Source organism: Prevotella sp. C561 (genome assembly GCF_000224595.1).
GTDB classification, from domain to species: Bacteria; Bacteroidota; Bacteroidia; order Bacteroidales; family Bacteroidaceae; genus Prevotella; species Prevotella jejuni.
This window is the reverse complement of record NZ_JH114145.1, coordinates 1-15276: the sequence shown is the minus strand read 5'-3', so window position 1 is coordinate 15276 and position 15276 is coordinate 1. Positions and strand designations below refer to the sequence as shown.

Below are 15276 nucleotides of genomic sequence, written 5' to 3'. Positions count from 1 at the left end.
ACAAAAAAGCGAACAAAGGAAACTCCGAAAAGTCCTTTGTTTACAGGGGTTGCACGGCACGCCTCGCGCGCGTATGCGTGAAGAAAAAAGTAGGGAGGTTAGGCCTGGCCTATATGAGAGAGAGAGAGAGAGAGAGTATACAAATATTTGGAACTACCAAATATTTTGCAATATTTCTTTCATCTTTTTTACTCTCAGTACTTAATGATTCAGCTACAGGTACGACAGCAACAACACCTTTATCATAAAAGGCGCTGTTCGTTGTGGTTTTAATATTTATTGTCTGAATCATTGTCGTTATTCTCTGTTTCGACTGCAAAAGTAATAAAAGATATTAAAACAGCAAAGAAAACTACAGAAAAATTATAGAATAAACTAAAATTATTAAATTGACAGGAGAATAAACAGGCATTATTTAGTAGCAAGAACGTATATAGACATAAAGGCACAAAGCCAAATAGAAGGCATAGAGGAAAAGAGATTGTAGGACTCTTTTTGTCATATAAGTCCGATTTTAGCAGCATTTTATTTTATCATGAAATGTAGACATAGCCTTAAAGGGTATAAAAGAAACGCTCATATAACATAGCGGATAAAATGAGACCGCATGCTATATGAGCGTTTTATGTATGTTATATAAAAGTCTTACTTAGCCTTAACTTCTTCCTTAACAGGCGAAGCGGCCTTCTTAGCAGGAGCTTTCTTGGCAGACTTCTTAGCTGTAGCTTTAGATGTAGCAGCCTTCTTGGCAGGCGATTTCTTCTCTAACTGCGCACGAAGTTTGTCACCTTCTTCCTCCAACTTCTCAACCTTTGCTTGAAGATTACTAATATCATTCGTTCTCATTTCAATCTCATCACCCTGATTGCGAATAGTAGTTAGCAATCCATTCAACTCCTCATTGTCTATCTCAGCAGGATAAAGCGTATTGACACGGTTTAGGAAATCACCGAGAATATTCATATAGTTAGTGAAAGCATCAAATGGACTGTCATAGATACCACGGTCCATTCCAACACGTGAAGGCTTGGTCGACATAAAGCGGAAGTTGTCACTTGCCTGCAGATAGTCCCAATCCTGATTGATACGTGGGTCGTTAGCAATACGTACACGATCAGCAATACTATACAACTTGTTGAACGCTTCACGCTGCATTGGGTTACCCAACCATGTGCTGACATCACGTTCTTCATCCATCCAACTCAATGTGTCAGGCACATAAAGGCTGTCAACACTCTTCAACTTCATGCAAATCTCTGTTGGAGTAGAGAAGGTAATACCCTGTTGCTTAGCACAAGCAGGTAACGCCTTAAAGAACTCAAGGATATTACTTGACAAAGGCTGTTCGATACCGAGGGCTGAAAGGTTCATGAAGATACCAATCACTTGCTCTTCATTTGGAAGTGCGGCAATCTCTGCCATATACGTATCAGCAAACAAAGGATACCCCTCCCAGTCTGAATTATTAAAGCGCAATGATATATCATCACTCAATCTCACATCACGCAACAGAAGTTTTAGGTTAGGGGCGAGAGCACAGTTATATACATAATGTGGACTCTTCCAACCTAAGACATGCTTTGCGCCCTCTGTCAACATTCCCTTGAAACCCATCTGGGAAGCTATCAAACCAATGTCGTCACTATAAATGAGTGAAGAGTTACGCAACACCTTTGGAGTCTGACCAAAGTATTCTTTAATCTTCTGGGCCTGCCGTTTCACTTCAGACTTAAAGCTCTCCTCGTTAGCCAATGATGCCAAACCATGAGAATAAGGCTCAGCAAGAAATTCCACACAGCCCGTATTGTTCAGTTCCTGCAATTTCTCAAGCACTTGTGGAGCATGCACCTCGAGTTGTTCAATACCCACACCCGACAGAGAGAAGGCCACTTTAAATGCTTTCCCATTGTCATTAATCATCTGCAGCAGCGTGTCCAATGCAGGCATATAGCTTCTCTCAGCGATTTCCGATACTGAGCGTTCGTTCTCGAAATCGTCATAATAATAATGGTCGGTACCAATATCGAAGAAGCGGTAGCGTTTCAGGTGAATTACCTGGTGTATCTCGAAATATAAACAGATTGTTTTCATTATCTTTTTGTTTTAGTTTTAAAAGGTTATTAGTTCTCTCATGCCCGCTATTGCCAGCCCAAAGTGCGAAGATAAAGTTCACGAATCCATGCACCAACCTTCTCCCATGTTATCTGGTCAACCTCTTTCTTACCCTCTTCAGCAAGGTAATCGAAGAGACTCTCATTATGACAAATGGAGTAGATAGCATCAGCGAGCGCATGAATATCCCAATAGTCAACCTTAATACAGTTGCTAAGTATTTCTGCACAGCCACTCTGCTTAGAGATAATACTTGGTGTACCACATTGCATGGCCTCCAAAGGAGAGATACCGAAAGGCTCACTGACTGACGGCATAACATAGACATCAGATGCTTTAAGACACTCGTAAACCTCCTTTCCACGCATAAAACCAGGGAAATGGAAGCGGTCGGCAATACCTCTTTCGGCAGCAAGATAAATCATCTGGTCCATCATATCGCCTGAACCAGCCATACAGAAACGAACGTTACGTGTACGATGAAGTACCATATTGGCAGCCTCAACAAAGTATTCTGGACCTTTCTGCATTGTCAGACGACCAAGGAAAGTAACAATCTTCTCCTTTCCCTTATGGTCAGGACGTGGAATGTCTACTATCTCCTGTGGCAAAGGGTAAACGGCATTATGAACTGTAAACACTTTGCGTGGGTCCTGATAGTACTGATTGATAACGGTCTGCCGTGTAAGTTCAGACACACACATGATGCAATCAGCATTGTCCATACCATCCTTCTCGATACCATAAACAGTAGGATTAACCTTACCACGTGAGCGGTCGAAATCGGTTGCATGCACATGAATACACAAAGGTTTACCAGACACACGCTTAGCATGAATACCAGCAGGATATGTCAACCAGTCGTGTGCATGGATAATATCAAAATCGTATGTACGTGCAACAACACCTGCAATAATCGAATAATTATTAATCTCTTCATGTAGATTAGCAGGATAACCTCCCGCAAAATCCATTGCACCAAGGTCGTTGACGTTCATATAATTGAAATCGGCATAGATGTGCTCACGCAACTTGAAGTAAAGTTCTGGCGACATAATATTACCAAGACGTTCCTTCACATAATCATAGCCAAGTTCACGATAAGCGATTGGCACATGATTCATTGCCACAATCTCAGCGTATGTATGGTCTTCATCACCAAAAGGATGTGGCAAGCAGAGGATAGTCTCAACATCGCCCTGCGCATGCAGACCTTCTGAAATACCAAAATTAGCTGTTGCTAAACCGCCATATACATGAGGAGGATACTCCCATCCAAACATTAAAACTTTCATATTAGTCCCTCCTCTTAAAACTTAAACTTCTCAAGTAATTCTAACGTACGAAGCACTTCGGCTACGTTCATGGCAAAGGAGATTGCTCCACGCCCATTAAATGGTGGATTGCCATCGAAGAGCTCAGGTAGCGTACTGAGACAATGGTTAATCATCTCGTCTTCATAACCTACCAACTGGCGTTCTACAAAGCTCAGACGTGTCTGCTTGTAAAGCTTCAAGCAGGCCTCAAGATAGAAACCACCCAACCACGGCCAAGCTGTCCCTTGATGATAAGCAAGGTCACGCTGACTCTGTGGACCCGTGTACATCGGATTGTATCCACCACTCTTTGGAGAAAGCGAACGCAATCCCTTTGGCGTAAGCAGCTCTCGTGTACATACATCTAACACTCCCCTCTTCTGCTTCTGGTCAAGTGGAGAATAGTCAAGTGCCACAGCGAACACCATATTAGGGCGTACACTCCAGTCTAACATCTTACCATCAACATAATCATAAAGATAGCCATATTCATTGAGGAATGTCTCAACGAATGAAGCCTTACATTTCTCAGCAAGTGCCTCTAACTCTATTGCACGCTCTTCATTGCCACATTCCCTCTCCATAGAGGCCGTAAAGCGCAGCGTGTTATACCAAAGAGCATTAAACTCAACGATATATCCAGAGCGAGGAACAACCGGCTGACCATTGTTCATGGAGTTCATCCATGTTATTGCTTCTCCTTTCGCATCTGCATAAAGCAATCCATTCTCGTCTAAAGTGAGGTTAGGATGCTTACTTGCAAGAAGATAATCAACAATATCACGTATCAAATCCATGTAGAGTTCTCTACAACGTCCCTTGCCAGCTTCCTTTGCATACTGTTGTATTGCCCATACACACCAGAGCGGAACATCAGGTTTATCCATCTCGTATATCTCCACGCTGACTGGTTTATCCTCCATAAACTCACGTAAGCCCTTTGCTGCCGTCTGCATCACGAGTTCGAAGTAATCTTGTTCTTCGATACTCAAGGTCAGTCCTGGCAAAGCAATGAACTGGTCGCGGGCACGACACTTAAACCATGGATAGCCAGCAAGGATATAACGTTCATCTTTCTTCGAACGGTTATGGAACTGATGAGCAGCATTGACAAGGCAATGGAAGAAATTATCACGTGGACTACGAGACTCCACCTCCTTATCAAACAGACTCTTCAGAGTTGATGGGCGACACGCTGCTGTAGATGCTGCAAAGACAATACTCTCGCCTTTACTGATATTCATCTCAAAGTAGCCAGGGACATAAAGGTCCTCGTTAGAAGCGTAACCACGCTCCTGCTCCTTCGGATATTCCAATCCACGATACCAGTAAGGTTCAAAGTGAAACTCATTCTTCTTAGAGAACTGCATATAAAGCGATGGATAACCAGCATACATACAAGTGCTGATTCCATTATCGACAACCTCATACGAGCGGTTGGCAGCACCATTCTCATGGGTAAACTGGCGCACACTGCGGAACGCAAGGAATGGACGGAACTGCAAGGTTGTCTTTGAATGTGCCTCTAATAAGGTGTAACGAATTAAGATACGGTCTTCATAGTGCTGAAAGACCACCTCTTTCTTTAATAAGACACCACCTACTCTATAAAGCGTAGTAGGCACAGTATCACAGTCGAACTCACGGATATACTTATGCCCTTGCGGACTAAAGTTATTGCCCTGATACTTATGCAAACCCAAATTGAAAGCGGCACCATGCTGAATGACGGTAGGGTCGAGAGAACTTAGAAGTACATGGTTTTCATCGTCCAATTCAGGAACTGGTACTACAAGCAGGCCATGGTACTTGCGTGTGTTACAATCAACAATCGTCGAACAAGAGTAGGCACCAGAGCGATTTGTTCGCAATAACTCTCTGGGAAGCGAATCTTGAAGATTGGTCATCAGAGCTTTTTCAAATTTTAAGTAGCTCATGTCTTTTAAGGTTTATTGTTTGGTTTTTAATTGTCCTTTGGTAGAAGTCTTTACAGACTTTGCCGTTCGGCACTCCAAAGATACAAATATTTTTCATAATGACACCATAAAGTAAGATAATATTTTCAATTATTAATGTTCGATAAAATCTTCCTCTTGTTTGCTGCCCATTATTGTCTCAGGAAATATTAGTTGTTTCCTATGTTTTGGAGTGATTAAACTTTACGGTATTTGAAGAATAAAACTACGCAAATAACAAGTTTTTTTATTTTCATTTTGCTGTCATTTTAACATTTACATAAAACTCATTGACAACTAAACTGTTAGCTTCTTACTAAGTATGACAGGAATGACAGCAAAATTATTTTTGCTATCAACCAGTTCTTCTGGGCTTGAATGGATTTAGACTAATTAGACCATCTCCTATCGCATTGACAAATACCATCACGCTCCAACAAGTAAACCTTATTCGCTTGGGGTATTGTATAAGATTTTAAATAACAAAAGACTGCACGAGTCACAATAGTAGATTGTAGAATAATCACTACTTAACTGCATCAACGCCACACCCCTGTGTCATGTATGTAAACCATCCACACCTGTTGTACTGAAACCTCCCACTCACTCATTCCTCTTTTCAAGTGATGTGATAAACATGGTTCTTCAGATTTTTGGAATGATAATGATTCGCCTAAACTTAGGTCTCTAACAAAATGTCACACAGAGAAATGGAGAATACGGAGGGGTATCAAAACACATCATCGGTAGTCACGGAGGCACCGTCGGTGCGTGGAGCGACGGAGATAGGTTGCCTGTTTTTTTAGAGATTCTATACCCAGAGCATTTATTTCAAAAGTTATCAGAAATCTATACACTACACCTCCGTTGCTCTTTGTGCCATCGGCACCTCCGTGTTATTGCGTTTACCTCTGTCCTCTCCGTAACTCTGTGTGCCTTATGATATAAGAGTTTTAGTTTATCACTCCATATTTCAGCAGAACAATAAACATTCCAATCCACACATCAGAAGAGCCATTAGAACAGTGAAATATATTTACAACACAATCAACCAAACTCCCTCTACAAAGCAGCAGAACATTTCTTAAAACAAAGTTTATAACCTGCAATAATTCAGCACATTACAAGCTACAATAAAGAAGACGCCTTTCTTGCATCAAGAAAAGGCTCTTCTACGTGCAAGAAGGGCATATTCTTGAACGTAGAAGGGCATATTCTATTCTCTTACTCGGCCCCTTTCCAAATAGAGAGGAGCACAATTACTGAAATATTCTTACAATTTCTTCCAATATGCTTAGTATTCTTTCTCCCTCTATCAGTATTCTTATAGAGCCTTCTCAGCGATTATCTCTCACGGAATATCGCAGGTAATTCGTCACAGACGGAGCCGCCCTACGGGAGAAACAATCTGTAGTACGAAAGCCCTCAACAATCCAGTAGCCCCTCAAAAGACTAATCTGGAATGAGGAAATTGATAACTTCTTTTTCTACGCCAATCGTGAATGTGCCGACAGGAGTACCATTTAAGAGTCGTCCGTCAACACTTACTGGTGTGTGTTCCGATAACTGTACGCTCAACTCCTGCGTACGATAAGGTAAGACATTACGATGATTTAGTATCTTATCCCGCAACAAGAGATACATACCCTCTATTGCTTGCCACATCTTTGGTTGCGATACAATGGAGACATCGAGCAACCCATTATAAGGGACAGCATTCGGTGTCTGTCCATATCCTTGGGCATTTCCTATGCAGACCGTCATCAGTCGTTGCTTGATAGCATCCGTATTAATCTTTAACGACATCAGATAATCAATCCGTTGGAAGAGAAGTAGGATGCAAGAAAGGATGAAGGAGATTGTACGCGACACAAAGAGATGGCGCATACGACGGCGCATACTCATGATATTAGCCACCATACCTATGTTCACACAGTTGAGGAAATATCGACGACAACGCTCATTCTTCTTATTCTCATAGCGAATACAGCCAATATCCACTCGTCTTACACGCTTCTGCTTGAGCCACTTAATCGTCTGCTCCACGTGTGACTCGTCAAAACCCCAGAAGTGAGCAAAGTCGTTCAACACACCATTCGGGATAACACCCAATGTTATCTTATCCCGCTCTTCTGGCTCTAACAGCATGAGATAGTTGACCGCATCATTCAGTGCTGAGTCTCCACCATAGATGATAATAGTTTTGTAGCCATTACTAACCAGCATACGCACCAAACGATCTACGCTTCGTGGGTTCTCACTCTGCACCATGTCAAACTCTATACCATGCGATAGTAGACAGCGTTCTGTATGTTCCCAGCGTTTTTCTGGGCTACTAAGCAATCCGTTTTTAGGGCAATAAATAATCCCCCATCTTCCTTCCTCTACCATAACTTTATAATTTCTTCTACTTTATCTTCCATCTTTTGCGCAGCATTGACCCAATGGATTGTAAATCCACGACGCTCCATACCACGAAACCACGTCATCTGTCGTTTAGCAAACTGATGTATGGCTATCTCTAACTGTCGGAACATTTCGTCGTAAGACAGCCTCCCTATGAGATATTCTGTCACATACTTATATTCCAAACCATAATAGATAAGGTCGTCAGCAGGTATGCCCTGCTTCAGTAATCCTTCTATCTCTTCAACCATTCCCTCTTTAAGACGAGTTTTCAGACGGGTGGTTATCTTCTTTCTTCGTGCCTCACGGTCGATGTCTACACCTATTATTAATGAGTCTATTGGCGGACATTGTCGTTCCTCCGTTGGCTTAGTTAGATTATAGGTCTCTATCTCAATCGCACGAATAGCCCGCTGACAAGAGTCTACGTCCGTCTTGTTGTGCATGACAGAATGATTCTTTTCCTTCAACTCAACTAACATCGTGGTCAGCTCCTCAAGTGTCTTGTCTTCTAACGCTTTACGGAGTTCAGGGTTCTGCGGCACTGGTGACAGACTATACCCCTTCAGTACTGCTTCAATATAAAGGCCAGTACCACCACAGAGAATGGGCAGCACTCCCCTACTCCGTATATCCTCATAACTATCAAGGAAATCCTGCTGATAGCGAAAGAGATTATACTTCGTTCCTGGTTCACATATATCTATAAGGTGATAAGGTATTGCCTGTCCTGCAACCGTGTAATCAGCCAAGTCTTTGCCCGTACCGATATCCATGCCACGATAGACCTGACGACTGTCAGCACTGATAATTTCAGCATTGAGCCGAGCAGCTAAATGCGCAGCAAGGTCGGTCTTTCCCGATGCTGTAGGTCCAAGAATAGTTATCATACGCTTGTCGGAAGCAGTGCCAACAACAGTACTCTCACCTGTAAACTCGTTCTTCATGTCACAAAGATAACAAAAAAATCCCTGCCAGCAAGCTGACAGGGACTATTATTTTATCCGTCAACCACTCTCTACGCAAGAGAGGATTGCAGATGACCTTTCGGTTGGTATTACTTCAACTCAGCGAAGTACTTGATTGTACGAACCATCTGAGAAGTGTAAGAGTTCTCATTGTCGTACCAAGAAACAACCTGAACCTGATAGCAGTCATCGCTGATCTTGCTTACCATAGTCTGAGTTGCATCGAACAAAGAACCGAAACGCATACCTACGATATCAGATGAAACAATCTGATCCTCAGTATAACCAAAGCTCTCGTTTGAAGCAGCCTTCATAGCAGCGTTGATACCCTCAACAGTTACGTCCTTGCCCTTAACAACAGCAACGAGAATAGTTGTAGAACCTGTTGGAGTTGGAACGCGCTGTGCAGAACCAATCAACTTACCGTTCAACTCAGGTATTACAAGACCGATAGCCTTAGCAGCACCAGTTGAGTTAGGAACGATGTTGCAAGCACCTGCACGTGAACGACGGAGGTCACCCTTGCGCTGTGGACCGTCAAGAATCATCTGGTCGCCAGTGTAAGCGTGGATTGTTGACATGATACCAGACTGGATTGGAGCGTATGCGTTCAATGCAGCAGCCATAGGAGCCAAGCAGTTTGTTGTACAAGAAGCTGCAGAAATAACTGTATCCTCAGCCTTCAAAGTCTTGTGGTTTGTGTTGAAAACAACTGTTGGGAGGTCGTTACCTGCAGGAGCAGAGATAACTACCTTCTTAGCACCAGCCTGGAGGTGAGCAGAAGCCTTCTCCTTAGATGTATAGAAACCTGTACACTCGAGAACTACGTCTACGTTGTTAGCAGCCCATGGGCAGTTAGCAGCGTCCTTCTCAGCAGAGATCTTGATCTCTTTACCATCTACGATGATAGAATCCTCAGTAGCCTCTACAGTGTGCTTACCCTCACCGAACTTACCAGCGAAGCCACCCTGAGCGGTATCATACTTCAACAAATGAGCAAGCATCTTAGGACTTGTCAAGTCGTTAATTGCAACAACCTCATAACCTTCAGCCTCGAACATCTGACGGAATGCGAGACGACCAATACGGCCAAAGCCGTTAATAGCTACATTTACCATTTTACTTTAATTTATTTATAAAAGTGTATAAAAACTAAATTCTTTTACCTTTCGATTGAAACATTTTATCTGTTACGATTGCAAAGATACAATTTTTTTTATTTTTGCAGTCGCTTAGCGTATTAAATATTATAAAAAATAACTCGTTTCGCACACATAGGCAATTCTATGCAATACATTAAACCAAGATTGCAAAGTCTATATAACAAAAGAAAGGGTATTAGTATTAGCACGCAAGACGAACAATTAAATTAACAACAACATTTATTATGAGCAAACTTATTCAAGAATTCAAGGAATTCGCAGTAAAGGGTAACGCAGTTGATATGGCTGTCGGTGTAATTATCGGTGGTGCATTCGGCAAGATTGTTTCATCTATTGTAGACGACATCATCATGCCTCCTATCGGATGGCTTATCGGTGGTGTTAATTTCTCAGACTTGAAATGGACGCTGCCTGCAGTAGAGATTCCTGGTGTGACTGCTCCTGCACCAGCTACCATCAACTATGGTAACTTCTTACAGACATTACTTAATTTCTTCATCATTGCTTTCTGTGTGTTCTTAATGGTTAAGGCTATCAACAAGCTTTCTAAGAAGAAGGAAGAGGAACCAGCTGCTCCAGCACCTGATCCAGAGCCAACTAACGAGGAGAAACTGCTCTCTGAGATTCGCGACTTACTGAAGAACAAGTAAGCAACTATCTGATAAACAGACATAATCGGTCCGAAGATTCAATATGAGTCTTCGGACTTTTTTATTGGCTCTAATGCTTATCTCTACTCATTAACATCATCGAAAGGCCTCATTCATACCTCGTTTTCTTCCTTATATTGGCCTTCTATAATAGCCTAAACAGCTTGCAAAAGAGTATAACTTTCACTCGCCATTCAACTAACCAAACGTTCTCTCCGAATTATTTTCATGATAAGAAATGTTTCTTTTCACGACAAACATTATTTTTCTTCACGACTGAAAATATTTTTCTTTATGAAAAGAAATTCGCTGTCAAGGGTATGCTATATCTTTCCCCAGTAATCTCAACATCAGTTTACAGACTGATTACCAACGTAATAAACGATAAAATCAACCTTTCTAAACATCATTCTCTTTGGTCGTTCATACCCTTATATAATGTAGTATAAAAAGAAATAGGGACGCAACTGCGCCCCTATCCTTTTATTTTGATTATTTTCTATCTTACTCCCACTCGATTGTTGAAGGTGGTTTTGAGGAGATATCGTAACATACACGGTTAACTCCTTTCACCTTGCGAATGATTTCGTTAGACACATCTGCCATGAAATCATAAGGGAGGTGGGCCCAGTCTGCTGTCATTGCGTCCATTGACGTAACGGCACGAAGAGCAACAGGATGCTCGTAGGTACGCTCATCACCCATCACTCCCACGGAACGAATGGTAGAAAGCAACACTGTACCAGCCTGCCAAACATGGTCGTAAAGACTTGTACCATCAGGCATTGTGTAGTTATGCATCTTCTCAATATAGATGTCATCAGCATCTTGAAGGATACGCACCTTATCCCGTGTGATGTCACCTAAGATACGAACGGCAAGACCAGGACCTGGGAATGGATGGCGCTTAATAAGTCGCTCTGGCATTCCAAGCTCATAACCTACACGGCGAACCTCGTCCTTAAAGAGCCAGCGGAGCGGCTCACAAAGCTGAAGATGCATCTCCTCAGGAAGTCCACCTACGTTATGATGACTCTTGATAACCATACCTGTAATACTAAGACTCTCAATACGGTCTGGGTAGATAGTACCCTGTGCGAGCCACTTAGCATCGGTAATCTTCTTAGCCTCAGCATTAAACACCTCAACAAAGTCACGACCAATAATCTTACGCTTCTGCTCTGGGTCGGTAACACCAGCTAAATCCTTAAAGAACTGCTCTGATGCATCAACGCCGATAACGTTCAAGCCAAGTCCCTTATAAGCTTCCATCACCTTTGTAAATTCGTTCTTACGGAGCATACCATGGTCTACGAAGATACAAGTAAGGTTCTTACCGATAGCCTTATTGAGCAATACTGCACAAACAGAAGAGTCAACACCACCAGAAAGACCAAGGATAACACGGTCATTACCCACCTGCTCTCGAATCTCCTGAACAGCACTCTCTACGAATGAAGCTGCACTCCACTCCTGCTTGCTACCACAGATATTCACAACAAAGTTCTCCAACAGCTGCTTACCCTGCAATGAGTGGTAAACCTCTGGGTGGAACTGCACTGCCCATACAGGCTGTGTCTTTGATGCAAAAGCAGCATACTTAACGTCGCCTGTAGAAGCTATAATGTCGTAATCCTCTGGGATTGCGGTAATCGTATCACCGTGACTCATCCATACTTGCGAGCCTTTCTCAAAGCCTGCAAAAAGGCGGTTGTTAAGGTCGATATACTCTAAGTTGGCACGACCATACTCACGTGTACCCGTCTGTTCAACCTTACCTCCATTTGAATGAGAGATGTACTGTGCCCCATAACAGATGCCAAGGACAGGTATCTTACCGATAAATTGACTGAGATCTACCTTAAACGCCTCTGGATCATGTACGGAGTAAGGTGAACCAGAAAGGATAACACCAATCACAGAGGGGTCGTCCTTCGGGAACTTGTTGTAAGGAAGGATCTCGCAGAAGGTATCCAACTCACGCACACGACGGCCTATAAGCTGGGTCGTTTGTGAGCCGAAATCCAAAATGATAATCTTCTGTTGCATGTAAATGAATATATTTAAAGAATATCAGTTCTCCGTCTTGGAGCTTCGATACTCTGAATTTGCTATAAAGTCTTCAGCAGCTTGTAAACTGTTGAGTTTGCCTACATCAAGCAGATGGAGGTCGGTCTTCAACTCTCCACGGATATCCAGTCTGTCACAGTTGTTAAGGTAGAACTCCATAATTGGGAACTTATCCTCATCAACAGCCTCAACAGCTTGTACCGCAGAAGGTGCTAACACGTGAATACCAGAGAAGGCACAGAGGTAGCAACTATGCTGAAAATAAGAACTTTCAGCATCTGTCGGTGATACAAAATGTAGCTGACGTATCTCGTCATGAGGTGATTTTACCTCGCCTGTAGCCACATTCGTCCATCCTACTAAGCGCATATTGCTATCGAATATCAAGTAACGTTGCGTCACACGACGGCTTACCAGTAGTAAGGCATCGGCCTTTATCTCCAAAGCATGACGATAGAAAGCAGCTAAATCCACATTACTTAATATATCAACATTGTGTATCAACACTGGTAGTTGCCGATTAAAAAGCGAAGCAGCTCGCTTGATACCACCACCGGTATCAAGGAGCTGCTCTGTTTCATCAGACACATAGATGTCCACACCATAGTGGTGTGCATCCAAATAGTCTGTTATCTGGTTTGCAAAATGATGTACATTGACAACCATACGACTGCATCCAGCATCTATTAATCTCCTGATTACATGCTCAAGCAGTGGCGCACCTCCCACCCTTACCAACGCTTTTGGCATTGTGTCAGTAAGCGGTTTCAAACGGGTACCGAGTCCGGCTGCAAAAATCATTGCCTGCATTTGCTTTTCTTTTTATGCCTACAAAATTAATGCTTTTATTTCAGTTAACAAAGGAATGACGGACTTAAATCAAAAAGAAAGAGCTTTACGCTCATAACTATCACTTTATATAAGGTTGTATGCTACAAATGGAAAAAAGACCACAACAGTCTTATTCTTCCAGTTTCCATTGACATTTCTTCATATCTACACAGCCGTTTGGACGGAAAGTAATCCCTTCTGCCTCTAAAAGCCCACGCTGTTCTTCCCAGCAAGGAGCCGTACGTCCACTACTATTTACGACTCGATGACATGGCAAATGTTCGGTTTCAGATACGCCATGAAGCATCCTCCCCACTAAACGAGCATGTCGGGGACAACCAACAAGCCACGCTACCTGCCCATAACTCAATACGCAACCGCTCGGAATAGACGCCACAACCTCATAGACTTCTTTGCGAAATGCCTCTATATCTATAGCCATTCTCACTCCAAATTGTCCTAATGAAAAAGGAGCGAAAGGAATTAGTAGGGGTTAAGCCGATACCATTCATATCCTTGCATTGCTGCCCTCCGAAAAGAAACAGTAATGGCTTAACCCCACTAAAACCTTCAACTCCTAAAAGATTGTCCCACAAGGAACTATTAAAACTTACTTATCAGCTATTGATTAGAGCTCAGCCTCCACAGCCTTCTGAACCTCCTTGAGGTCTACTGTAGGCTCGAAGCGTGCAACAACCTCGCCATTGCGGTTAATGAGGAACTTGGTGAAATTCCACTGAATGTCGTTCTGCTTACGAGGCTCTGTGTTTGCCTTGTTATAAAGGTCTTCCATTATAGCAGCCAACTTCTCCTCGTATGCGCCACCAGCATAGCCCTTCTCGCTCTTCAACCATGTGTAAAGAGGAAGCTCGTTAGCACCGTTCACATCACTCTTCTTGAACTGTGGGAAATCAGCTCCAAACTTTGCTGTACAGAACTCGTGAATCTCCTCGTCTGTACCTGGAGCCTGATGACCGAACTGATCACATGGAATATCGAGAATCTCAAGACCCTTCTCTTTCAGACTGCGGTACATTGCCTCCAACTCCTCATACTGTGGAGTGAAGCCACAACCCGTTGCTGTGTTTACAATAAGGAGTACCTTACCCTTATATGTCTCAAGACTTACCTCATTACCCTTCTTGTCCTTCAAATTAAAATCATAAACTGTTGCCATAATTCTTTACTCTTTATTAAATTCTACAATAATATTTTTATGCCGTATAAACTGTCGGCATCACATCCACTTGCAATGCTTTTACAGATTAATCGTCTTTACAATCTTTCTTATCTAAATCTTGCTAAACCATTATTCTTATTTGCAAAGATATAAAAAGAAACTTATATCGCAAGCGACCGCACATCATTTTTAACATCATTTTGCACCTTCTACCCACTTACTAACCCCGTGAATTCAACAAGCAAGTGCAAATTTACTTAATTAGTTCGTAAAAGCAGTCCTGTGGTGTTTTAAAATCTAATTTCTTTCTTGGCCTCATGTTAATTTTCTTTGAATACTTAGTTATTTGTTGCTGGCTGATATGCTCAAAGGTTTCTTTTTTGGCACGTATTGCCTAATTAGTCCGTTAGCATTTTCTATAGCGCCTTTCTGCCATGAAGCGTATGGGTCAGCAAAATATATGGTAACACCAAGGCTTTTGGCTATCATTTCATGACAAGCGAATTCTGTACCATTGTCAGTTGTAATAGACTTGATATGGTCTTTGAAAGGAGATAGTAAGTGTATTACAGTTCGTGCCAGTTCTTTGGCATTTTTTCCCCTTCTTTAGTTTTCTCATAAACAA

General features: G+C 42.3%; 12 protein-coding genes and 1 pseudogene. 2 read left to right on the top strand and 11 right to left on the bottom strand.

Annotation, left to right across the window (positions count from 1 at the left end; all coding sequences use genetic code 11):
• The coding region (locus tag HMPREF0666_RS18665; RefSeq protein ID WP_369750542.1) for a hypothetical protein at positions 1-248 on the top strand (248 nt) is incomplete at its 5' end.
• A 397-nt stretch (positions 249-645) separates the two neighbouring features.
• On the opposite strand, the gene HMPREF0666_RS07765 is transcribed toward HMPREF0666_RS18665, so the two are convergent.
• From HMPREF0666_RS07765 to gap, 6 genes are all read right to left on the bottom strand, one after another.
• Positions 646-2091 (bottom strand): glycoside hydrolase family 57 protein, encoded by a 1446-nt coding sequence (locus HMPREF0666_RS07765; RefSeq protein ID WP_009011839.1) that lies wholly within the window; start codon positions 2089-2091, stop codon positions 646-648.
• Positions 2092-2138: 47 nt separating this feature from the next.
• On the bottom strand, positions 2139-3407 hold the full coding sequence (locus HMPREF0666_RS07760; RefSeq protein WP_009011838.1) for a glycosyltransferase family 4 protein: 1269 nt from the start codon (positions 3405-3407) through the stop codon (positions 2139-2141).
• Between the two features lie 14 nt (positions 3408-3421).
• Positions 3422-5365, bottom strand: a complete 1944-nt coding sequence (locus HMPREF0666_RS07755; protein WP_009011837.1) for a glycogen debranching enzyme N-terminal domain-containing protein — start codon at positions 5363-5365, stop codon at positions 3422-3424.
• A gap of 1470 nt (positions 5366-6835) precedes the next feature.
• A complete protein-coding gene (locus HMPREF0666_RS07750) occupies positions 6836-7774 on the bottom strand; it encodes a diacylglycerol kinase family protein (protein ID WP_009011836.1) in 939 nt (312 codons plus the stop codon).
• Positions 7768-8736, bottom strand: coding sequence for a tRNA (adenosine(37)-N6)-dimethylallyltransferase MiaA (gene miaA / locus HMPREF0666_RS07745; protein WP_009011835.1), 969 nt, complete (start codon positions 8734-8736; stop codon positions 7768-7770). Before miaA ends, HMPREF0666_RS07750 begins: the two co-directional genes overlap by 7 nt.
• A 110-nt stretch (positions 8737-8846) precedes the next feature.
• Positions 8847-9875, bottom strand: a complete 1029-nt coding sequence (gene gap, locus HMPREF0666_RS07740; RefSeq protein ID WP_009011834.1) for a type I glyceraldehyde-3-phosphate dehydrogenase — start codon at positions 9873-9875, stop codon at positions 8847-8849.
• Positions 9876-10144: 269 nt separating this feature from the next.
• Between gap and mscL the strand changes: the two genes are divergently transcribed.
• On the top strand, positions 10145-10570 hold the full coding sequence (mscL, locus tag HMPREF0666_RS07735; protein WP_009011833.1) for a large-conductance mechanosensitive channel protein MscL: 426 nt from the start codon (positions 10145-10147) through the stop codon (positions 10568-10570).
• A gap of 504 nt (positions 10571-11074) precedes the next feature.
• Here mscL and guaA read toward each other — a convergent pair.
• The 5 genes and pseudogenes from guaA to HMPREF0666_RS18660 all read right to left on the bottom strand — a co-directional run.
• Positions 11075-12619, bottom strand: coding sequence for a glutamine-hydrolyzing GMP synthase (gene guaA, locus HMPREF0666_RS07730; protein WP_009011832.1), 1545 nt, complete (start codon positions 12617-12619; stop codon positions 11075-11077).
• 24 nt (positions 12620-12643) lie between these two features.
• Positions 12644-13450, bottom strand: a complete 807-nt coding sequence (locus tag HMPREF0666_RS07725; RefSeq protein WP_009011831.1) for a sugar phosphate nucleotidyltransferase — start codon at positions 13448-13450, stop codon at positions 12644-12646.
• A 151-nt stretch (positions 13451-13601) separates the two neighbouring features.
• The gene (locus HMPREF0666_RS07720) at positions 13602-13913 is read right to left on the bottom strand and encodes an MGMT family protein (protein WP_009011830.1); all 312 of its coding nucleotides are present in this window, start codon (positions 13911-13913) and stop codon (positions 13602-13604) included.
• A 186-nt stretch (positions 13914-14099) separates the two neighbouring features.
• Entirely contained in the window at positions 14100-14648 is a 549-nt protein-coding gene (locus HMPREF0666_RS07715) for a glutathione peroxidase (protein WP_009011829.1), read from the bottom strand.
• Positions 14649-14904: 256 nt separating this feature from the next.
• Positions 14905-15276: pseudogene (locus HMPREF0666_RS18660) on the bottom strand (IS30 family transposase); the annotation flags it as partial.